At 65.2% G+C, this 18,866-nt stretch carries 18 protein-coding genes; 9 read left to right on the forward strand and 9 right to left on the reverse strand.

Features of this window, described 5'->3' with window-relative positions; translation table 11 throughout:
* Nucleotides 1-86 precede the first annotated feature (86 nt).
* A complete protein-coding gene (locus tag ROH8110_RS09740; RefSeq protein ID WP_245962833.1) occupies nucleotides 87-1,490 on the forward strand; it encodes a Do family serine endopeptidase in 1,404 nt (467 codons plus the stop codon).
* A gap of 86 nt (nucleotides 1,491-1,576) precedes the next feature.
* On the opposite strand, the gene ROH8110_RS09745 is transcribed toward ROH8110_RS09740, so the two are convergent.
* The 4 genes from ROH8110_RS09745 to rbfA are packed head-to-tail and all read right to left on the reverse strand — an operon-like array spanning nucleotide 1,577 to nucleotide 4,238.
* Nucleotides 1,577-2,137, reverse strand: a complete 561-nt coding sequence (locus tag ROH8110_RS09745) for a DUF1643 domain-containing protein (protein WP_085817552.1) — start codon at nucleotides 2,135-2,137, stop codon at nucleotides 1,577-1,579.
* Complete coding sequence (truB, locus tag ROH8110_RS09750; RefSeq protein WP_085817834.1) at nucleotides 2,134-3,039, reverse strand: tRNA pseudouridine(55) synthase TruB; 906 nt, start codon at nucleotides 3,037-3,039, stop codon at nucleotides 2,134-2,136. Before truB ends, ROH8110_RS09745 begins: the two co-directional genes overlap by 4 nt.
* A 55-nt stretch (nucleotides 3,040-3,094) precedes the next feature.
* Nucleotides 3,095-3,856: a phosphodiester glycosidase family protein gene (locus ROH8110_RS09755; protein ID WP_085817553.1), complete on the reverse strand. Its 762-nt coding sequence runs from the start codon at nucleotides 3,854-3,856 to the stop codon at nucleotides 3,095-3,097.
* A complete protein-coding gene (gene rbfA, locus ROH8110_RS09760; RefSeq protein ID WP_085817835.1) occupies nucleotides 3,843-4,238 on the reverse strand; it encodes a 30S ribosome-binding factor RbfA in 396 nt (131 codons plus the stop codon). The genes ROH8110_RS09755 and rbfA overlap by 14 nt, the downstream gene beginning before the upstream one ends.
* 115 nt (nucleotides 4,239-4,353) lie before the next feature.
* Here rbfA and dapB point away from each other — a divergent pair, with 115 nt between their 5' ends.
* Complete coding sequence (gene dapB, locus ROH8110_RS09765; RefSeq protein ID WP_085817554.1) at nucleotides 4,354-5,172, forward strand: 4-hydroxy-tetrahydrodipicolinate reductase; 819 nt, start codon at nucleotides 4,354-4,356, stop codon at nucleotides 5,170-5,172.
* A gap of 9 nt (nucleotides 5,173-5,181) precedes the next feature.
* Here the strand turns inward: dapB and ROH8110_RS09770 are convergent, their stop codons facing one another.
* Nucleotides 5,182-5,361, reverse strand: a complete 180-nt coding sequence (locus tag ROH8110_RS09770; protein WP_085817555.1) for a DUF1674 domain-containing protein — start codon at nucleotides 5,359-5,361, stop codon at nucleotides 5,182-5,184.
* A gap of 67 nt (nucleotides 5,362-5,428) precedes the next feature.
* Here ROH8110_RS09770 and ROH8110_RS09775 point away from each other — a divergent pair, with 67 nt between their 5' ends.
* The 7 genes from ROH8110_RS09775 to ROH8110_RS09805 all read left to right on the forward strand — a co-directional run bounded on the left by ROH8110_RS09775 (nucleotide 5,429) and on the right by ROH8110_RS09805 (nucleotide 13,998).
* Nucleotides 5,429-6,712 (forward strand): RsmB/NOP family class I SAM-dependent RNA methyltransferase, encoded by a 1,284-nt coding sequence (locus ROH8110_RS09775; protein ID WP_085817556.1) that lies wholly within the window; start codon nucleotides 5,429-5,431, stop codon nucleotides 6,710-6,712.
* 112 nt (nucleotides 6,713-6,824) lie between these two features.
* Nucleotides 6,825-8,585, forward strand: a complete 1,761-nt coding sequence (locus tag ROH8110_RS09780) for a heparinase II/III family protein (protein ID WP_085817557.1) — start codon at nucleotides 6,825-6,827, stop codon at nucleotides 8,583-8,585.
* A gap of 27 nt (nucleotides 8,586-8,612) precedes the next feature.
* Nucleotides 8,613-10,202 (forward strand): bifunctional phosphoribosylaminoimidazolecarboxamide formyltransferase/IMP cyclohydrolase, encoded by a 1,590-nt coding sequence (gene purH / locus ROH8110_RS09785; RefSeq protein ID WP_085817558.1) that lies wholly within the window; start codon nucleotides 8,613-8,615, stop codon nucleotides 10,200-10,202.
* 10 nt (nucleotides 10,203-10,212) lie between these two features.
* Nucleotides 10,213-10,686 (forward strand): signal peptidase II, encoded by a 474-nt coding sequence (gene lspA / locus ROH8110_RS09790; protein WP_085817559.1) that lies wholly within the window; start codon nucleotides 10,213-10,215, stop codon nucleotides 10,684-10,686.
* Between the two features lie 52 nt (nucleotides 10,687-10,738).
* Entirely contained in the window at nucleotides 10,739-11,263 is a 525-nt protein-coding gene (locus ROH8110_RS09795) for a DUF3035 domain-containing protein (RefSeq protein ID WP_085817560.1), read from the forward strand.
* A gap of 90 nt (nucleotides 11,264-11,353) precedes the next feature.
* On the forward strand, nucleotides 11,354-12,688 hold the full coding sequence (locus ROH8110_RS09800; protein ID WP_085817561.1) for a M16 family metallopeptidase: 1,335 nt from the start codon (nucleotides 11,354-11,356) through the stop codon (nucleotides 12,686-12,688).
* Nucleotides 12,685-13,998 carry a M16 family metallopeptidase gene (locus ROH8110_RS09805; protein WP_176236590.1) on the forward strand — a complete coding sequence of 438 codons (1,314 nt, stop codon included), beginning with the start codon at nucleotides 12,685-12,687 and terminating at the stop codon, nucleotides 13,996-13,998. The genes ROH8110_RS09800 and ROH8110_RS09805 overlap by 4 nt, the downstream gene beginning before the upstream one ends.
* An 89-nt stretch (nucleotides 13,999-14,087) precedes the next feature.
* Here ROH8110_RS09805 and gyrB read toward each other — a convergent pair whose 3' ends face one another.
* The 4 genes from gyrB to recF all read right to left on the reverse strand — a co-directional run bounded on the left by gyrB (nucleotide 14,088) and on the right by recF (nucleotide 18,831).
* Nucleotides 14,088-16,505 (reverse strand): DNA topoisomerase (ATP-hydrolyzing) subunit B, encoded by a 2,418-nt coding sequence (gene gyrB / locus ROH8110_RS09810; RefSeq protein ID WP_085817562.1) that lies wholly within the window; start codon nucleotides 16,503-16,505, stop codon nucleotides 14,088-14,090.
* A 168-nt stretch (nucleotides 16,506-16,673) separates the two neighbouring features.
* Nucleotides 16,674-17,294: a LysE family translocator gene (locus ROH8110_RS09815; RefSeq protein ID WP_085817563.1), complete on the reverse strand. Its 621-nt coding sequence runs from the start codon at nucleotides 17,292-17,294 to the stop codon at nucleotides 16,674-16,676.
* The gene (locus ROH8110_RS09820; protein WP_085817564.1) at nucleotides 17,291-17,722 is read right to left on the reverse strand and encodes a VOC family protein; all 432 of its coding nucleotides are present in this window, start codon (nucleotides 17,720-17,722) and stop codon (nucleotides 17,291-17,293) included. The genes ROH8110_RS09815 and ROH8110_RS09820 overlap by 4 nt, the downstream gene beginning before the upstream one ends.
* Nucleotides 17,719-18,831, reverse strand: a complete 1,113-nt coding sequence (gene recF / locus ROH8110_RS09825) for a DNA replication/repair protein RecF (RefSeq protein WP_085817565.1) — start codon at nucleotides 18,829-18,831, stop codon at nucleotides 17,719-17,721. The genes ROH8110_RS09820 and recF overlap by 4 nt, the downstream gene beginning before the upstream one ends.
* Nucleotides 18,832-18,866: the final 35 nt, after the last annotated feature.

Here is an 18,866-nt window from a genome sequence, read left to right on the forward strand (position 1 = left end):
AGACGATTCCAGTGACAGTCCAATCCGCAACACTCCCGCAACAGCAAACCGGCGCGCTGCGCGCACTGTGGCTGACGGCGCTGACGATGGCGCTTGTCATCGCACAGGCGCTGATGGCGCAGGCCCGGCCCGACAGTTTCTCGGACCTGGTCGACAAGGTCAGCCCGGCGGTGGTGAACATCACCACCTCGACGGTCGTTGCACGGGGCGCAGGCCCCTCGCCGATCGTGCCCGAAGGCTCGCCTTTCGAGGATTTCTTCCGCGAATTCCGTGATCGCAACGGTGACGGCGACCGACCGCGCCGCACCTCTGCGCTTGGTTCAGGCTTCGTCATCTCGGAAGATGGCTTTGTCGTGACCAACAACCACGTCATCGAATCCGCCGATGAGATCATCATCGAGTTCTTTTCGGGCAAGGAGCTGACGGCCGAAGTGATCGGCACAGACCCCAAGACCGATATCGCCCTGCTGAAGGTCGAGACCGACGCGCCCCTGCCTTTTGTCACCTTCGGCGACAGCGACACCGCACGCGTCGGCGATTGGGTGATGGCGATGGGCAACCCGCTGGGCCAAGGTTTCTCGGCCAGCGCGGGCATCGTCTCGGCGCGCAACCGCGCGCTCAGCGGCACCTATGACGATTACATCCAGACCGACGCGGCGATCAACCGGGGCAACTCGGGCGGACCGCTGTTCAACATGGACGCGCAGGTCATCGGCGTGAATACTGCGATCCTGTCGCCGACCGGCGGTTCGATCGGGATCGGTTTCTCGATGGCGTCGAACGTTGTGACGCGCGTCGTTGACCAGCTCAAGGAATACGGCGAGACGCGGCGCGGCTGGCTGGGTGTGCGCATCCAGGACGTCACCGACGACGTTGCCGAAGCGATCGGCCTCGAAGAGGTGCGCGGCGCGCTGGTGACGGATGTGCCCGAAGGCCCCGCCGCTGACGGCGGCATGAAGGCGGGCGACGTGATCCTGAGCTTTGACGGCACGCAGGTTCAGGACACCCGCGAACTGGTCCGCCAGGTCGGCAATACCGAGGTCGGCAAATCGGTCCGGGTGATGGTGTTCCGCGAGGGCAAGACCCAGTCGCTGAAGATCACCCTGGGGCGGCGCGAAGAGGCCGAAGGCGCGGTGCCCGCAGCCCAGCCGGGCGCTGACAATGGCGGCGAGACCTCGAGCCAGGAGATCCTCGGCCTGACGATCAGCCCGCTGAACGAAGAGCTGCGCGGCCAGCTGGAGCTGGAAAGCGATGCGACCGGGCTGGTGGTGACCGATGTGGACAACCTGTCGGAGGCCTATGAAAAGGGTGTGCGCGCAGGCGATCTGATCACCGAGGCCGGGCAACAGGAAGTGACCAGCATGAGCGATCTCGAGGACCGTATCGCCGAGGCCCGCGAGGCCGGGCGCAAGTCCATCCTGCTGTTGGTGCGCCGCGCCGGTGAGCCCCGTTTCGTGGCGCTGCCGGTCGACGCCGAGACCAGCGAATAAGCCCGCGCCCGAAACACGGGCAAGGCAAAGATCGGGGCGCCCCTTTCCGGGGGCGCCCTTTTTCGTGTCGGGGCGTGACTGCGAGGTCAGGCGGGGCGCGGGAAATCCATCAGCGCCGTGTCCTTGCGCAGGTATAGCGGATGCTTGGCCGAGCCGTCCTGATTGAGGCCGAGGCATTTCAGCGGCTTGCCGCTTGCGATCATCGCGCCGATCACGTCGCGCACAACGGGCTGAAAGCGTTTGTGCAACCTGCCATAGGCCATGACGATCAGCTCGGATTCCTGTGCCATTTCAAGCAGAGCGGGGATATTGGCAGGGCTGCAGGCGATCCCAGGATCGGCGGGGATGTCGCGCGGCGAAGTTGCGCGCCAGTCGAGCATGTTGCCCTTGAGATAGCGGGTAAAGCCCCAGTCGCGGGCGAAGATCAGTTCGCGGTGACAGGTGGGATCGGATATCTCGGCGGCGGCGACCGAGGGGTTCATGCCGATGAAGAGCACGGCGCGGGGCGCCGTGCCCGCCGGCGTCCAGTCGCGCGTCAGCGATTGCCGGTAGCGGCCGCATTCCGAGAACCGCGCGCCGCCGATCACCCCGTCGGGCAGCTTGAGGCGCACCTTGCCGCCGGGATCATGAGCGCCCGCACCGCTCATTGGTTGAAAACGCGGCTTGGGTGTAGCTCGCCCGCCTTGAAGCGGCCCACAGCGACGGCGCGCCCGTCATGGGAGGCCCAGCATTCCTCGCCGTAGTCGATGTCGCTGGCGACCACCATGCCCGGATTGCCATTCTTGAGCCGCGCCAGCCCGGCATCGGTGCAGCGCACCTGGGGCAGGTCTTCGAGCCCCTCTTCAAGGGGGCGGATGTGGCTGTCGAGCTCGGGCGAATGGGCCAGCGCATCGATCTGGTCGAGCGTCAGCCCGTCCTCGGCGCGAAACGGCCCCGACCAGATGCGGCGCAGACAGGTCACATGGCCGAAACAACCCAGCGCCTCGCCCAGATCGCGGGCGATGGCGCGCACGTAGCCGCCCTTGCCGCAGGTCATCGCCAGAACGACATGATCGGGATCCGGGCGATCCAGCATCACCAGTTCCTCGACCCAGAGAGGGCGGGGTTCGACCTCGAAATCCTCGCCGTCGCGGGCCAGTTTATAGGCGCGCTGGCCGTCGATCTTGACGGCGGAATATTTGGGCGGGACCTGCATGATCTCGCCAACGAAAGCGTGCAGCGCTTCCTTGATGGTGGTCTCATCAGGGCGCGCGTCGCTGGAGGCGATCACCTCGCCTTCGGCGTCGTCGGTATTGGTGGCCTGACCCAGCCGGACGGTGAATTCATAGGCCTTGAGCGCGTCGGTGATGTAGGGGACGGTCTTGGTCGCCTCGCCCAGCGCCACGGCAAGAACGCCTGTCGCCTCGGGATCGAGCGTGCCGGCATGGCCGGCCTTCTTGGCCTGCAAGGCCCAGCGCACCTTGTTCACGACCGCTGTCGAGGTCAGCCCCGCGGGCTTGTCCACGACCAGCCAGCCGGAAATATCGCGCCCCTTGCGTTTGCGTGCCATGCGTTTGCCCTTTTGACCGGTGAAGGCGGCGGGGTAGCTCAAGCCCCGCGCGCTGTCAATTCGCCCCGCGCCGGACCACGCCCACCATAGGCCCCATCGGGAAGCCGCCGTCATGGCGCCCGATGGATGGTGCGTAGAGCCGCGAGATGTTGCCATCGAGGTAAAGCGCCTGCGGCGTCTTGAGCACGTCGCGAAACAGCGTGGCGAACTGGTGGAAGGTCACCGGCGCTTGCGAGATCGCGAACCAGAGCGTCTGGCCGTCGGCCGAACTGCCCACGCCGTTGCGCCGATAGCGGCTGTCGCTGTCGGGCAGGAAGCGCGGGTGCAGCGCCCCGTCGATCACCAGCATCGGCCCCGATTGGGTGGCAAAGCGGCAGGCGGGCGGATCTTCGGTGAAGCGCAGGGTTTCGATCACATCGGCACGCCCGTTGCGGATACACAGGATGCCATTGGGCAGAAGCCCGAAATTGCCCGGCCCCGCCGAGGTGACGACCGGGGCAAGGGTCTTGCCATCTTCGACATAGAGCCCGACCGGGCTTCGGTCGGTGTGATACATGCCGGCATTCATGCCGAAGGCGAGGCGCGCATCGCTGCCGCCCAGCATCCTGTCGATATTGTCGAAGCTCGCGAGGGGATTGCCGGTACTGTCGTCGTTCAGAAACAGCCGCAGATCTTCATTGGCGGCGTCGACGCGGCAGATGGTGAAGGACTGGCCGTCGTGGTCGCGCGTGCCGCATTCAACCGCAGCGGCGGGCGCAGCGGCGGCGATCAGCGCCCAGAGGGCCACGCAGAGGCGAAGCAGGTCAGCCTTCGACATCCCGGCGCACCTTGTCCTGCGCAAAGAGCCTTCGGGTTTCGTCCATCCGGTCGAATGTCTCGTCGATGCGAAATCGCAGGTCGGGCGCGTATTTCAGATCGAGTTTCTTGCCCACCATGCGGCGCAGTTCGCCCTTGTTGCGGGCGAGAAAGGCGATGGCGTCCTCCTGCCCCTCGCCGCCAAGGGGCAGCACATAGGCGGTGGCGACCTTGAGGTCGGGCGAAACGCGCACTTCGCCGACCGTCACCGAGAGGCGGTTGAGTTCGGGATCATGCACGTCGCCGCGCATCAGGACCTCGGACAGGGTGCGCCGGATCAGTTCGCCGACGCGAAGCTGCCGTTGCGACGGCCCGGATCCTTCGTGAAACTTGTTTCTGGCCATGTCCCGCATCTAATCGCTTCGCGCTGCTTTGCCAAGATCAATGCGCGCAGTTGCCCATTGTGCGATGCCCCTGCCACGGGCTACACAGCGCCGGACATTCGCAGGAGGCCGCGACATGACAGATCTGCCGGGTATCGTGGTGACGGGCGCATCGGGGCGCATGGGCCAGATGCTGATCCGCACCGTCCTGGAAAGCGACCGCGCCAGGCTGGTCGGGGCGCTGGAGCGCACGGGCCATGACTGGATCGGCAAGGACGTCGGCGAGGCGATGGGCGGCGCGGCGATCGGGGTCAGCGTCACCGACGACCCGTTGGAGGCGCTGTCGCGTGCCCATGCGGTGATTGATTTCACCGCACCCGCCGCAACGGTGGAGATCGCCGGACTGGCGGCGCAGGCGCGCTGCGTGCATGTGATCGGCACGACCGGGTTGACGGCGGAGGACATCGGCAAGATCGACGCCGCCGCGCGCCATGCCACGATCATCCGCGCCGGAAACATGAGCCTTGGCGTCAACCTGCTGGTGCAGCTGACCAGGAAGGTCGCCGCCGCGCTGGACGAAGATTACGATATCGAGGTGATCGAGGCGCATCACAATCAGAAGGTCGATGCGCCCTCGGGCACCGCCCTGATGCTGGGCGAGGCCGCTGCCGAAGGCCGGGGCGTGCGCCTTGAGAACGTCGAGGACCGGGGCCGCGACGGCATCACCGGCAAGCGCGAGCGCGGGCATATCGGGTTCTCTGCCATACGGGGCGGCGATATCGTGGGCGAGCATGACGTGATGTTCGCCGCGATGGGCGAGCGGGTGATCCTGCGCCATGTCGCCACCGACCGGGCGGTCTTTGCGCGCGGCGCGCTCAAGGCAGCGCTGTGGGGTCAGGGCCGCAAGCCGGGCGCCTATGACATGCTGGATGTGCTGGGCCTCAAGGAGGGCTGAGCGCGCCGTTCAGAAATCGACGGCGAGGCCCTTTTTCTCCCAATCACCGTAGCGCACGGGCTCAAGGCCTTCGCGGCGGCCGCCAAGTTCCCTGGGGAGCTCGGTTTCGGCGGCGTTGCGGCGGCGCTCTTCGGCTTCGGCCAGGGCACGGATGGCTTCGGGCGGGAGATCGCGTTTCGGGTCGGTCATCGTCGGGCTTCCTTTGGTGCTTGAGCCTTGATATATGCCCGCATTGCCTCCGAGCCAAGGATTTCCGATGTCACAACCCACCCCTTCAGCCCGCCGCAGCGCTGTTCACCTGCTGGATCAGGTGATGGGCGAAGGACGGTTGATGTCCGACATGATCGCCTCGGGTGCGCTGGACCGGCTTGAACCGGCGGATCGCGCCCGCGCCCAGCGCCTGGCAAGCGACACCCTGCGCGGGCTGGAACGGGCCGACCGGCTGCTGCAACGCCATCTGCGCAAGCCGCCGCCGCTGCATGTGTTCAACATCCTGCGCCTTGGCGCGGTCGAGCTGTGCACAGGGGGCGATGCGCATGGGGTGGTCAACGATCTCGTGGGGATCGTCGGCAGTCACAAGCGGTATGGCAACCTCAAGGGGTTGATCAACGCGGTGCTGCGCAAGATCGCCGATGACGGGACGAAGACATGGAACGACCTGCGTGTGCCGCGCCTGCGCCGCTGGCTGCGCGAGCCGCTGGTCGCCGCCTGGGGCGCGGGGCCGGTCGGGGCGATGGAGCGGGCGCATTTCGCGGGTGCGCCGCTGGACCTGACGGCCAAGGGGGATGCGGATGAACTGCTGACCATGCTTGGAACCGGAACGCTGCTTCCGACCGGGAGCGTGCGGCTGTCGGATGCGGGGCAGGTCTCGGCACTGCCCGGTTTCGACGATGGCGCGTGGTGGGTGCAGGACGCCGCCGCCGCGATTCCCGCGCGGGTGCTGGCGCCCCAGCCGGGAGAAACGGTACTGGATCTCTGCGCGGCGCCGGGTGGCAAGACATTGCAACTGGCGGCGGCGGGGGCGGATGTGACCGCGCTCGACATTTCCGAAAAGCGGATGGCGCGGGTCCGCGAGAACCTTGAGCGCTGCGGGCTCTCGGCGCATTGCGTGATCGGCGATGCGCTGGAACATGCGGGCGGGCCATATGACGCGGTGCTGCTGGATGCGCCCTGTTCGGCGACGGGCACGATACGGCGTCACCCCGACCTGCCCTTTGCCAAGGATGGCGCCGAGTTCGCGGCGCTGATCGGGTTGCAGGCGGCGATGATCGACCACGCGCTGACATTGCTCAAACCCGGCGGGCGGCTGGTGTTCTGCACCTGCTCGCTGTTGCCCGACGAGGGCGAATGCCAGGTCGAGGAGGCATGCGAGCGCCATCCGGAGCTGATCGTGGAGCGCGGGGCGCTGGAGTTGCCGGGGATCGAAGCCGCGTGGATCACCGAAGAGGGCGGGCTGCGCCTGCGTCCCGATTACTGGCCCGAACTGGGCGGGATGGACGGGTTCTATATCGCCAGCCTGCGCTTGCCCGCCGGGGCCTGACCCCGCTCAGGGGACCTTCTGCGCATTGGGGCGGATTGTCCGGTGACTTGGCGGCAGGGGGAAGCTATAGTGTCCCCAACAACGCCAGGAAGAGCGTGCAGAGGCAAGGCATATGTCAAAGTCCGACAAGCTGTCGGCGCGCTGGACGCGCCTCATGAACCGCGTCGCCGCCCGGCGCGCGACGCTGACGCGCGCGGCCACGGCCTTTGTATCGCAACCCGAACCGCGCACCATCGGCAGCTATGCGCGCGGTCGTCAGCTTGTGGCGGGCAACTTCCTGTTTGCCGGGCACCTGGTGCAGGAACCGGGCAGCAATATCTGGGACCTGACCTGGCCGGACAACGATTTTGCCGAGGAGATCCACGGCTTTGGCTGGCTTGACGATCTGGCGGCGCTTGGCGATGCGAATGCGCGGCAATGCGCGCAGGCGTGGCTTTGGTCCTGGATCGAGCGCTATGGCGCGGGGCGCGGGCCGGGCTGGACACCGGACCTGACCGGACGACGGCTGATCCGCTGGATCAACCATGCGCCCTTCCTACTTGGCTTTATCGGGCGCAAGGAGGCCGAACTTTTCTTCAAATCGCTGGCGCAGCAGACCAATTTCCTTGGCCGCCGCTGGCGCGCCTCCTGCCCCGGCCTGCCCCGGTTCGAGGCCCTGACGGGTCTTGTCTATGCCGGCCTGTCGCTGAAGGGGATGGAGGGGCATGTGGAGCCCGCATTGCGCGTGCTGGCGCGCGATTGCGATACGCAGATCGACGGTGCCGGGGGCATCGCCACCCGCAACCCGGAAGAGTTGCTGGATGTCTTCGCTTTGCTGACCTGGGCCTCGGTCGCTTTGACGGAATCCGGGCGCTCGCCCGCCGAATCGCATTGGAACGCCATCGAGCGGATCGCGCCGACCCTGCGCACGCTGCGCCACAGCGACGGCGCGCTGGCGCGGTTTCACGGCGGCGGGCGCGGGCTTGAGGGGCGGCTCGACAATGCGCTGGCCAATAGTGGCGTCAAGACGCGCCAGCCTGACGGGCTGTCGATGGGTTATGCCCGGATCAGTGCCGGGCGGACCTCTATCATCATTGACGCAGCACCGCCGCCGACGGGGCGCGCATCGCTCAATGCACATGCCTCGACGCTGGCGTTCGAACTGACATCGGGACGGCGGCCCTTGATCGTGAATTGCGGGTCGGGGGTCAGTTTCGGGGCGCAATGGAGGCGCGCCGGGCGCGCCACGCCGTCGCATTCCACACTGGTTCTGGCGGGGCGCTCCAGTGCACGGCTGGACCTTGGCGCGAAGCGCGAAGGCTGGCTGACCGATGCGCCGCGCAACGTGCCGGTCAAGGTCAGCAACGCACCGGACGGGCTGCGATTCGAGGGGGGGCATGATGGCTACCTGCGCAGCCACGGCCTGACCCATGCCCGCACGCTGGACCTGACATTCGACGGGCGCGGGGTGGCGGGCGAGGACATGCTCCTGACGCTGGGCGATGGCGACCGGCGCCGCTTCGACAGGGCGATGGATGCGGCTACCTTGCAGGGCATCCCCTTCGACATCCGTTTTCACCTGCACCCGGATGTGGATGCCAGCCTCGACATGGGCGGCGCGGCGGTGTCGATGGCGCTCAAGAGCGGGGAAATCTGGGTGTTTCGCAGCGACGGGCGTGTGAGTTTGTCGCTTGAACCCAGCGTCTACCTCGAAAAAAACCGGCTCAAGCCGCGTGCGACCAAACAAATCGTTCTATCCGGTCGCGTGATGGAGTATGCGACCCGCACAAGGTGGTCATTGGCCAAGGCACAGGATACGCCGATCGGCATCCGCGACCTGACACAGGACGAGATGGAGCCTTTGGCCGGTGACACCGAGACAGAACAGACCTGAACCGACTGACCCGAGGATCCGCTGCCCATGACCGATCTCGCCCCCGTGCGCCGAGCCCTTCTTTCCGTTTCCGACAAGACCGGACTGGTCGAGCTGGGCCAGGCCCTGGCCGATCGCGGGGTCGAGTTGCTGTCGACCGGCGGCAGCGCCAAGGCGCTGCGCGATGCGGGGCTGGTGGTGAAGGATGTGGCGGATGTCACCGGCTTTCCCGAGATGATGGATGGGCGGGTCAAGACCCTGCATCCGGGCGTGCATGGCGGGTTGCTGGCGCTGCGCGACAACGATCAGCACATGGCGGCGATGACCGCCCACGGGATCAAGCCGATCGACCTGCTGGTGGTCAATCTCTATCCCTTCGAGGAGACCGTCGCCAAGGGCGCCGATTACGCCACCTGCATCGAGAATATCGACATCGGCGGCCCGGCAATGATCCGCGCGGCGGCCAAGAACCATGCGTTTGTCAACGTCGTCGTGGATGTCGAGGATTACCAGCCGTTGCTGGATGAACTGGCCGCGCATGACGGTCAGACCACATATGCCTTCCGCCAGCGGCTTGCGCTGACCGCCTATGCGCGCACCGGCGCCTATGATGCGGCGGTTTCTGGCTGGATGGCCGGAGCCCTCGACGAGCCCGCACCGCGCCGCCGCGCCGTGGCCGGCAAGCTGGCGCAAACCCTGCGCTATGGCGAGAACCCGCATCAGAGCGCGGCCTTCTATGTGGATGGCACGAACCGCCCCGGCGTGGCCACGGCCACGCAGCACCAGGGCAAGGAACTAAGTTACAACAACATCAACGATACCGACGCTGCCTTCGAACTGGTCAGTGAGTTCCTGCCCAAGGATGGCCCGGCCTGCGCGATCATCAAGCATGCCAATCCCTGCGGGGTGGCGCGGGGCACGACCCTCAAGGAAGCCTATGCGCGCGCCTTCGATTGCGACCGGACCTCGGCCTTCGGCGGGATCGTCGCGCTGAACTCGACGCTGGATCGCGAGACCGCCGAGGAGATCTGCGAGATCTTTACCGAAGTGGTCATCGCCCCCGGTGCGCACCGGGAGGCCAAGGAGGTCTTTGCGCGCAAGAAGAACCTGCGCCTGCTGACCACCCCCGGCCTTGCCAATCCCGCCGAGTCGGGGCTGATGCTGCGGCAGGTGTCGGGCGGCTACCTGGTACAGGACAAGGATAACGGGCGACTGGATGTCTCGGATCTGAAGGTCGTGACCAAGCGGGCGCCGAGCGACCAGGAACTGGCCGACCTGCTGTTTGCCTGGCGCGTCGCCAAGCATGTGAAGTCGAACGCCATCGTCTATGTCAAGGACGGCGCCACGGTGGGCGTCGGCGCCGGACAGATGAGCCGTGTCGACAGCTGCCGCATCGCCGCGCGCAAGGCCGAGGACATGGCCGCGACGCTGGGTCTCGATGCGCCGCTGACGCGCGGCAGCGTGGTAGCGTCGGATGCGTTCTTTCCCTTTGCCGACGGCTTGCTGACGGCAGCGGAGGCCGGGGCGACGGCAGTGATCCAGCCGGGCGGCTCGATGCGCGATGACGAGGTGATCGCCGCCGCCGATGACGCCGGGTTGGCGATGGTCGTGACTGGCATGCGCCATTTCCGCCACTAGGGGACAAGCAATGCGATTGGTTTTCTGGGCGGGTCTGTGGACCCTGCTGCTGGATCAGGTGACGAAATACTGGATCGTGCATGCACTGAACCTGCGCGAGCTGGCGTCGCTGGACGTGTTTCCGCCTTTCCTGAACCTGCGTATGGCGTGGAATTACGGGATCAATTTCGGGCTGATGTCCTGGGCCAACCCGATCATGCGGTGGGTCCTGATCGCAGTTGCGCTGCTGATTTCCGCCCTTGTGCTGTGGTGGGTCCATCGCGATCAGGGCGGGCGCTGGCAGATGCTTTCCGCCGGCCTGCTGATCGGCGGGGCGCTTGGGAATGTGATCGATCGCGTCCTCTACGGGGCGGTTGCGGATTTCATCAACATGTCCTGTTGCGGGATCAACAATCCGTTTTCGTTCAATGTCGCGGATATCGCGGTTTTCGCCGGGGCGATCGGGCTGGTCCTGTTCAGCCCGCCTGCGAAAAACGCCTCGTGACCTTGGGCAAAGGATGCGATACATCTGTTCGCGAAACCGAAGGAGACGGGCGATGAGCGTGCCGCGCGTGACAGTATTGATCCTCAGTCTTGGCCTTGCCGCCTGTGGCGGCCGGGGCGAGGATGTGACGCTGACCAATATCAAGCACACGGGCGAAGGCCCTGACGAGTTCACGGTTCTGCCGACCAGACCCTTGCAGACGCCCGAAAGCTATTCGGCGCTGCCCGCGCCTGCGCCGGGTTCCGCGAACCTTGTCGACACCAATCCCAAGGCCGAAGGCGTCGCTGCGCTTGGCGGCAATCCCGCCGCGCTGACCGGAACCGCCCCTGCCGCCGCGGACAGCGGGCTCGTGCGCCATGCCGGACGTTACGGCGCGCAGCCGGGTATTCGCCAGACCCTGGCGCGAGAGGATGCCGAAACCCGCCGCAAGCATGGCCGGGTGAACATCCTGCGACTTGGGCCGGTCGACGACTACACCAACGCCTACAAGCGTCAGTGGCTTGACGCGGACAGCGAAGAGATGCGGATGCGCCGTGCCGGTGTCGAAACGCCGAGCGCCCCGCCGCCCAGCGACTGAGACGCATCACAACCCTGTCAGCGCGCTTGCATCGTGGCCTTGCCGACGTATGTTTTGGCGTGACAACCGCCGGAAATCTGGAGAGACGGGATGCGTCAGTTCATCGCCTGTCTGATCCTTGCCCTGGCTGCCGCCTTGCCGGCAGCCGCTGCAGAGGATCAGGTCACGACTTTCACGCTTGATAACGGGATGGATGTCGTGGTGATCGAGGATCACCGCGCGCCGGTCGCCATGCACATGGTCTGGTATCGCGCCGGGGCCGCAGACGAGGCGCCGGGCGTCTCGGGTGTCGCGCATTTCCTCGAGCACCTGCTGTTCAAGGGCACCGAGACGATGGCGCCGGGGGAATTCTCGGCCGTGGTGGCGCGCAATGGCGGCTCGGACAACGCCTTTACCAGCTATGATTATACCGCCTATTTCCAGCGGGTCGCCGCCGACCGGCTTGGGCTGATGATGAAGATGGAAAGCGACCGGATGGTCAATCTGCGCCTCACCGAAGAGGACATCGCCGCAGAGCGGGACGTGATCCTGGAAGAACGCAACCAGCGGGTCGAGAACAACCCCGGCGCACTGTTTCGGGAACAGGCGAACGCGGCGCAGTATCTCAACCATCCCTATGGCACGCCCATCATCGGCTGGCGGCACGAAATGCGCACGCTCGACATGGAAAAGGCGCTGGATTTTTACAAGACCTACTACGCGCCCAACAACGCGATCCTGATCGTAGCCGGAGACGTGCTGCCCGACGACGTGCGCGCGCTTGCCGAGGAGCACTACGGCAAGCTGCCCGCCAACCCCGACCTGCCCGAACGCGCCCGCCCGCAGGAACCCCGGCAGATGGCCGAGCGCAGGCTCGTTTTCGAGGACCCGCGCGTGGCTCAGCCCTATGTGATCCGCTCCTACCTTGCGCCCGAGCGCGACAGCGGCGCGCAGGAAAAGGCCGCAGCGCTGGACCTTCTGGCAGAAATCCTTGGTGGCGGAACCACCTCGCTGTTGGCCGAGAAGCTGCAATTCGAGACCCAACGGGCGGTCAGCACCTCGGCCTATTACGGCGCCACTTCGCTTGACGACACGACGTTCGGCCTTGCGGTGGTGCCTGCGCCCGGTGTCACTTTGCAACAGGCCGAGGAGGCCATGGACGAGGTCATCACGACCTTCCTCGAGGAGGGCGTGGACAGTGAACAGCTTGCTCGCATCAAGATGCAGGTGCGCGCCGCCGAAATTTATGCCCGCGACGATGTGGGCAGTCTGGCGAACCGATATGGCCGGGCATTGACGCAGGGCTTGACCGTCGAGGATGTGCAGGCATGGCCCGATATCCTTGAGGCCGTGACAGAGGAAGACATCATGACCGCCGCGAGGGAATTGTTCGAAAGCGACAATTCGGTAACCGGCTGGCTGACCGCACCGGAGGTGACCCAATGATCCGTTACGTTCTGGCCCTTGTCGCCTGTGTGATTGCCCTGCCCGCGCTGGCCGAAGTGGAGATCGACGAGATCACCACGCCCGGCGGGATAGATGCCTGGCTGGTGGAGGACCACACCAATCCTTTCGTTGCTCTGGAGCTGCGGTTTCGCGGTGGCGCATCGCTTGACCCCGAGGGGAAGCGCGGCGTGACCAACCTGATGGTCGGATTGCTGGAGGAAGGCGCGGGCGACATGGATTCGCGCGCCTTTGCGCGGGCCACCGAAGCGTTGGCGGCATCGTTCCGCTATGACGTTTCGGACGATACGGTCAGCGTGTCAGCGCGATTCCTGACCGAGAACCGGGACGAGGCGGTGGCGCTCTTGCGCGCAAGCCTGGTCGATCCGGTCTTTGACCAGCCGTCGATTGACCGGGTACGTGAGCAAGTGAGTTCGGTGATCCGCTCGAACCAGACCGATCCGCGCAGGATCGCTGGCGAAACTCTCGATTCACTGGTTTACGGGGCGCATCCCTATGGCAGTTCGCTTAATGGCACGCTGGAAAGCATCGCCGGCCTGACGCGCGAGGATATCGTCGCAGCACATGACGCGGCACTGGCGCGGGACCGGCTTTATGTCAGCGCCGTGGGCGATATCACCGCCGAGGAACTGACCGCGCTTCTGGACGAGCTGCTGCTGGACCTGCCCGCTGAAGGCGCGCCCCTGCCCGGACGGGCCGACCTGAACCTGCCCGGCGGCGTCGAGGTGGTCGAGTTCGACACGCCCCAGTCGGTGGCCGGTTTCGCCCAACCCGGCATCAAGCGCGAGGATCCCGATTTCTTTGCCGCCTATGTTCTCAATTACATCCTTGGCGGTGGATCGTTTGAAAGCCGCCTGATGGAAGAGGTGCGCGAGAAGCGTGGCTTGACCTATGGGGTCTATTCCTATCTCGCCGACCGCGATGGTGCGGAGATCTGGATGGGCAGCGTCTCTTCGGCCAATGAGAGGGTCGGCGAGGCGATCGACGTGATCCGCGCGGAATGGGCGAAGATCAGAGAACAGGGTGTGACCCCCGAAGAACTGCAGGATGCCAAGACCTATCTGACGGGAGCCTATCCGCTGCGGTTCGACGGCAATGCACCGATCGCGAATATCGCGGTCAACATGCAGATGGAGGACCTGCCCACGGATTACATCTCGAACCGGAACGACATGGTGAATGCCGTGACGCTGGAGGATGTGAACCGTGTCGCCAGGGAGTTGCTGTCGCCCGACAAACTGACCTTCGTGGTGGTCGGAAAACCCGAAGGCGTCACATCGACGATCAACTGAGGGCGGCAACCCGCCTGTTGAAATGAAATGGGCGGTGCTTGCATGCACCGCCCGGTTTCTTTCAATGAGGCTGATCGCGTCGGCAGCGTTCAGAAATCGAGGTTTTCGACGTTCAGCGCGTTCTGCTGGATGAACTCTCGCCTTGGTTCGACGACATCGCCCATCAGCTTGGTGAAGAGATCATCCGCCTCGGCCACGTCATCGACCTTGACCTGCAACAGCGTGCGCGCCTCGGGGTCGAGCGTGGTTTCCCAGAGCTGGCCCGGGTTCATTTCACCCAAGCCCTTGTAGCGCTGCAACTGAAGGCCCTTTTCGCCCTCTTTCAGGATCGCATCCAACAGGTCTAGCGGGCCATAGATGTTCTGCGCCCGGTCCTTGCGCACCAGTTTCGCAGGCAAGGTGTAGATCTCGCGCAGGCCCTTTGTCAGCTGGCCAAGGCGCCGGGCCTCGCCACCGCGCAGCACGGGGCCGTCAAGCGTGCGGATTTCCTCGACACCGCGCACGGTGCGGGTCATGCGCATGCCGTGATCCTGGGTCGGCCGGCCCTGCCAGCCGCGCTCATATTCAAGCGCGATCAGGTCCAGACGTTCGGCCACTGTATCGGCCACGCCCTGCAGATCGGAATCGACCCGACCCGGCAGGAAGGCTTCGGCAATGGCGGCCTGTTCAAGAATGTGGCGCGGGTAATGCGTGGGGAAGGCCTCGAGTATGCGCTTGGTCTGGCGCGCCTCTTCGACGACACGCACGAGATCCTGGCCGATGATTTCTTCGCCGGTTCCCAGACGCAGCGCCGCATCATCGGTACCCTGCTGGATCAGGTAATCTTCAAGCGCGGGCTCGTCCTTGAGATAGACTTCGGACTTGCCGCGCGACACTTTGTAAAGCGGCGGCTGCGCGATGTAGAGATGACCGTTCTCGATCAGCTCGGGCATCTGCCGGTAGAAGAAGGTCAGCAACAGCGTGCGGATATGCGCGCCGTCGACATCGGCATCGGTCATGATGACGATCTTGTGGTAACGCAGTTTAGCCAGGTTGAACTCGTCGCGCCCGATCCCGGTCCCCAAGGCCATCACAAGGTTGCCGATCTCCTGGCTGCCCAGCATCCGGTCAAAGCGGGCGCGTTCGACGTTCAGGATTTTACCGCGCAGGGGCAGAACCGCTTGGGTCGAGCGGTCACGCCCGGTCTGCGCCGAGCCACCGGCGCTGTCACCCTCGACGAGGAACAGTTCGGTCTTGGAGGGGTCTTTCTCGGAGCAATCCTTGAGCTTGCCGGCCAGGTAGTTCACGTCCATCGCTGTCTTGCGGCGGGTAAGTTCGCGGGCCTTGCGGGCGGCTTCGCGGGCCAGCGCGGCTTCCACGATCTTACCGACGATCTGCTTGGCTTCGTTCGGGTTTTCCTCGAACCATTCGGTCAGTTTCTCATAGACCAGCCCTTCGACGGCGGGGCGGACCTCGGAGCTGACCAGCTTGTCCTTGGTCTGGCTCGAGAACTTGGGATCGGGCACCTTGACCGAAAGAACGCAGGTCAGCCCCTCGCGGGCATCGTCGCCGGTGAAGCTGATCTTCTCCTTCTTGGCGATCCCGCTTTCCTGGGCGTATTTCTGGATGGTCCGGGTCAGCGCGCCACGGAAACCCGCCATATGGGTGCCGCCATCACGCTGCGGGATGTTGTTGGTGAAGGGCAGAACCGTTTCATGGTAGCTGTCGTTCCACCACATCGCCACCTCGACGGCGATATCATCGCGCTCGCCGGTGATGAAGATCGGATCGGGGATCATCGAGCTCTTGTGACGGTCGAGGTATTTCACGAACTCCATGACGCCGCCATCATAGTGCAATTCCGACTTAAGCGGCTCTTCAGGGCGTTCGTCGCGCAGGATGATCCGCACGCCGGAATTGAGGAAAGCGAGTTCACGCAGGCGCTTTTCAAGGGTCTCGAAGCTGTATTCGAGGTTCGAGAACGTATCGGTCGAACCCATGAAGCGCACCTCGGTGCCCTTGCGGCCATTTGCCGGGCCGACCTCGCGCAGGTGTTCGACGGTATCGCCATGCTCGAAGCGGGCGTAATGTTCCTTGCCGTTGCGCCAGATACGCAGCTCCAGCCAATCGGACAGCGCGTTCACCACCGACACGCCCACGCCGTGCAGACCGCCCGACACCTTGTAGGAGTTCTGGTCGAACTTCCCGCCGGCGTGAAGCTGGGTCATGATGACCTCGGCGGCGGAAACGCCTTCTTCCTCGTGGATCTCGACCGGAATACCGCGACCGTTATCGCTGACGGAAACGCTGGAATCGGCGTGAATCGTGACGTTCACCGCGTCGGCGTGACCGGCGAGGGCCTCGTCGATGCCATTATCGACGACTTCGTAGACCATATGGTGCAGACCAGAGCCGTCATCGGTGTCACCGATATACATGCCCGGTCGCTTGCGGACGGCCTCCAAGCCTTTGAGAACCTTGATGGAATCGGCGCCATAATCGTCAGGCGTCGGTGCAGCTTCGGCCATGTGGGAATTCCTTCGCACTTTTTTGATTTTATACGATTTTACGGGGGGGATGTCACGCGTTTACCCCAATATTTTGTGGTTCGGCGGCGGCGTTCCGCAAGGGGCGCGGGCGCGGACCGGGGCGGGTGCAACCGGGCCGGTCGCATCCTGAAAAGAGGCTGCAAGCACTCAGGTGAAGGCGATCACGACGCCGACCACAATCAGCAGCCAGCCCGACACGACATTGGTGCGCCGGATCGCATCGGGCGAGCTCATCACCCGGCGAATCCGGTCCACGAAAAACGCGAGGCTGAGGTTGCCCACCAAGGGCACCGCGAATGACAGGAACACGATGGCGGCGATGTCAGCCGGGGTGATGCGCGTGAGATCGAAAAAGCCCGGCAGGACGCCCATGTAGAACAGGATCGCCTTGGGATTGCCCAGGATCGCCGCCAGCCCGGCCATGAACCCCGCCCAGGTGCCCGGACGGGTCAGGCGGCTGTCAGCGGCGATGGACCGGTCGGCGTTGCGGATCAGGAGGACGCCCATGCCGACGAACATCAATACGGCAATGATCCTGAGTGCCAGCATGAAGCCGGAAAAGACCGACAGGATCCAAGTGACCCCGAGAATGGCGAGGAACGGCCAAAGCACATCGCCCACCACAACGCCAAGCGCCAGTGGCCAGGCGGCGTGAAAGCCGCCAGACATCGAGCGCGCCAGCATCGCGAGCCAAACCGGCCCCGGCGTCAGGAACAGCACCAGCAACGCGCCCGCGTAAAGCGCCAGATCGGAAAGCGACAGGGTCATTCCTGCACCGGCAGCGTCAGCGATCCGTCCCCGCCGAGTGGCCAGAACGGGTTCATCGCCAATTCCCAGACGTGACCATCGGGGTCGGCGTAATAGCCGGAATACCCGCCCCAGAACACTTTTTCGGGGTATTTGAGCGGCGTCGCGCCCGCGTCCAGCGCCTGCGCGAATGCGGCGTCGACCTCGGCCTCGGTACTGAAATTCTGCGCCAGCGTGATCGCGCCCGTGCCCAGCGCGGCGTCGGGGCGGCCCTGATCGGCGGCGAGGGCCTCGAGCCCGAAAAGCCCCAGGACGAGCCCGTTCATCTGGTAGAAACTGACGCCTTCGGTTTCTTCGGCGGGGGTCCAGCCAAGCGCGCGGTAGAACGCACGCGCACGATCCAGATCCCGAACGCCAAGGGTGATGAGCGTCACGCGCTGCGGTGTCATGGGCCGGGCCTTTCGTTGATCTGGCTGATGCCGTCGGTTTCCGTCACGTTCACATTCTGCGCCCTGTCGCCCAGTTCAGCGAACAGTTCCGGCCCCGTACCCGTCATCCAGGCCTGAGCACCAAGCGCGCAGATTTCGTCATAGAGGGCCGCGCGGCGGGCGGCGTCAAGATGCGCGGCGACCTCGTCGAGCAACAAAAGCGGTGGCGCCCCGAAGTCGCGCGCCAGCGCGCGGGCATTGGCCAGAATCAGGGACACCAGAAGCGCCTTCTGCTCGCCGGTGGAGCAATCGCGCGCGGGCACGCCCTTGGCCGCGTAGACACCGTAGAGATCGGCGCGATGCGGCCCGACCAGAGTGCGCCCGGCCGCAAGGTCTCGAAAGCGGCTTTCGGCCAGCGCCTCGGCCAGGTCGGCGGGGGTGTCTGGAATCTCACCCTCGGTGGCGATCAGGTCCAGTTCAGCCACGGGAAAGGCGGTCTGGGCTTCGGCCTGCGCCGCACCAAGCTGCTCCAGCGCGTGAATCCGATTGGCGTGGATCGCCGCGCCATGTTCGGCCATCTGCCGCTCCAGTGCGATATACCAATGCGGATCGCGCACCTGATCCTTGAGCAGCCGGTTCCGCTCGCGCATGGCCTTTTCATAGGCGAGTGATGCGTCGGCGTGATCGGGGCGAAAGCTCATCGTCATCCGGTCAAGAAACCTGCGGCGCCCGTCGGTGCCTTCGATCCAGAGCCGGTCCATCGCCGGGATCAGCCACAGCACCCGCGCGATCCGTCCCAAAGCGGTCTGGGGGGCGGGTTTGCCGTCGATCCGGGTCTGGCGCGCGGCGCCCTCCTCGGACCAGATCTCGACCTCGTGCAGCTGGTGCAGCGACTGAAGCAACGCTGTCACCTTCCAGCCAAGGGATTCGGGGCGGCGGGCGATATCCTGCGCCGCCGCGCGCCGCAGTCCGCGCCCCGGCGACAGGAGAGACACGGCTTCGAGGATGTTGGTCTTGCCCGCGCCGTTGGGGCCGTGGATGGCCACCGGCCGGGCATCCAGATCCAGCCGCGCAGATTTATGCGAGCGGACATGCGAGAGCGTAAGGCGGGACAGGAAAAGACCGGGCATCAGGCGCCCTTCATCGTTCCGGAAATACTCTCGCC

Source organism: Roseovarius halotolerans, from assembly GCF_900172255.1.
Classification (GTDB): Bacteria; Pseudomonadota; Alphaproteobacteria; order Rhodobacterales; family Rhodobacteraceae; genus Roseovarius; species Roseovarius halotolerans.

Coding starts and splice junctions, on each gene's coding strand:
- ROH8110_RS09740 (WP_245962833.1), top strand. CDS start 87: ATGGCGCTTGTCATCGCACAGGCGCTGATGGCGCAGGCCCGGCCCGAC.
- ROH8110_RS09755 (WP_085817553.1), bottom strand. CDS start 3,856: ATGTCGAAGGCTGACCTGCTTCGCCTCTGCGTGGCCCTCTGGGCGCTG.
- ROH8110_RS09805 (WP_176236590.1), top strand. CDS start 12,685: ATGATCCGTTACGTTCTGGCCCTTGTCGCCTGTGTGATTGCCCTGCCC.
- ROH8110_RS09770 (WP_085817555.1), bottom strand. CDS start 5,361: ATGACCGACCCGAAACGCGATCTCCCGCCCGAAGCCATCCGTGCCCTG.
- rbfA (WP_085817835.1), bottom strand. CDS start 4,238: ATGGCCAGAAACAAGTTTCACGAAGGATCCGGGCCGTCGCAACGGCAG.
- ROH8110_RS09800 (WP_085817561.1), top strand. CDS start 11,354: ATGCGTCAGTTCATCGCCTGTCTGATCCTTGCCCTGGCTGCCGCCTTG.
- ROH8110_RS09820 (WP_085817564.1), bottom strand. CDS start 17,722: ATGACACCGCAGCGCGTGACGCTCATCACCCTTGGCGTTCGGGATCTG.
- ROH8110_RS09815 (WP_085817563.1), bottom strand. CDS start 17,294: ATGACCCTGTCGCTTTCCGATCTGGCGCTTTACGCGGGCGCGTTGCTG.
- ROH8110_RS09775 (WP_085817556.1), top strand. CDS start 5,429: ATGTCACAACCCACCCCTTCAGCCCGCCGCAGCGCTGTTCACCTGCTG.
- ROH8110_RS09745 (WP_085817552.1), bottom strand. CDS start 2,137: ATGAGCGGTGCGGGCGCTCATGATCCCGGCGGCAAGGTGCGCCTCAAG.
- ROH8110_RS09780 (WP_085817557.1), top strand. CDS start 6,825: ATGTCAAAGTCCGACAAGCTGTCGGCGCGCTGGACGCGCCTCATGAAC.
- lspA (WP_085817559.1), top strand. CDS start 10,213: ATGCGATTGGTTTTCTGGGCGGGTCTGTGGACCCTGCTGCTGGATCAG.
- purH (WP_085817558.1), top strand. CDS start 8,613: ATGACCGATCTCGCCCCCGTGCGCCGAGCCCTTCTTTCCGTTTCCGAC.
- dapB (WP_085817554.1), top strand. CDS start 4,354: ATGACAGATCTGCCGGGTATCGTGGTGACGGGCGCATCGGGGCGCATG.
- gyrB (WP_085817562.1), bottom strand. CDS start 16,505: ATGGCCGAAGCTGCACCGACGCCTGACGATTATGGCGCCGATTCCATC.
- truB (WP_085817834.1), bottom strand. CDS start 3,039: ATGGCACGCAAACGCAAGGGGCGCGATATTTCCGGCTGGCTGGTCGTG.
- recF (WP_085817565.1), bottom strand. CDS start 18,831: ATGCCCGGTCTTTTCCTGTCCCGCCTTACGCTCTCGCATGTCCGCTCG.
- ROH8110_RS09795 (WP_085817560.1), top strand. CDS start 10,739: ATGAGCGTGCCGCGCGTGACAGTATTGATCCTCAGTCTTGGCCTTGCC.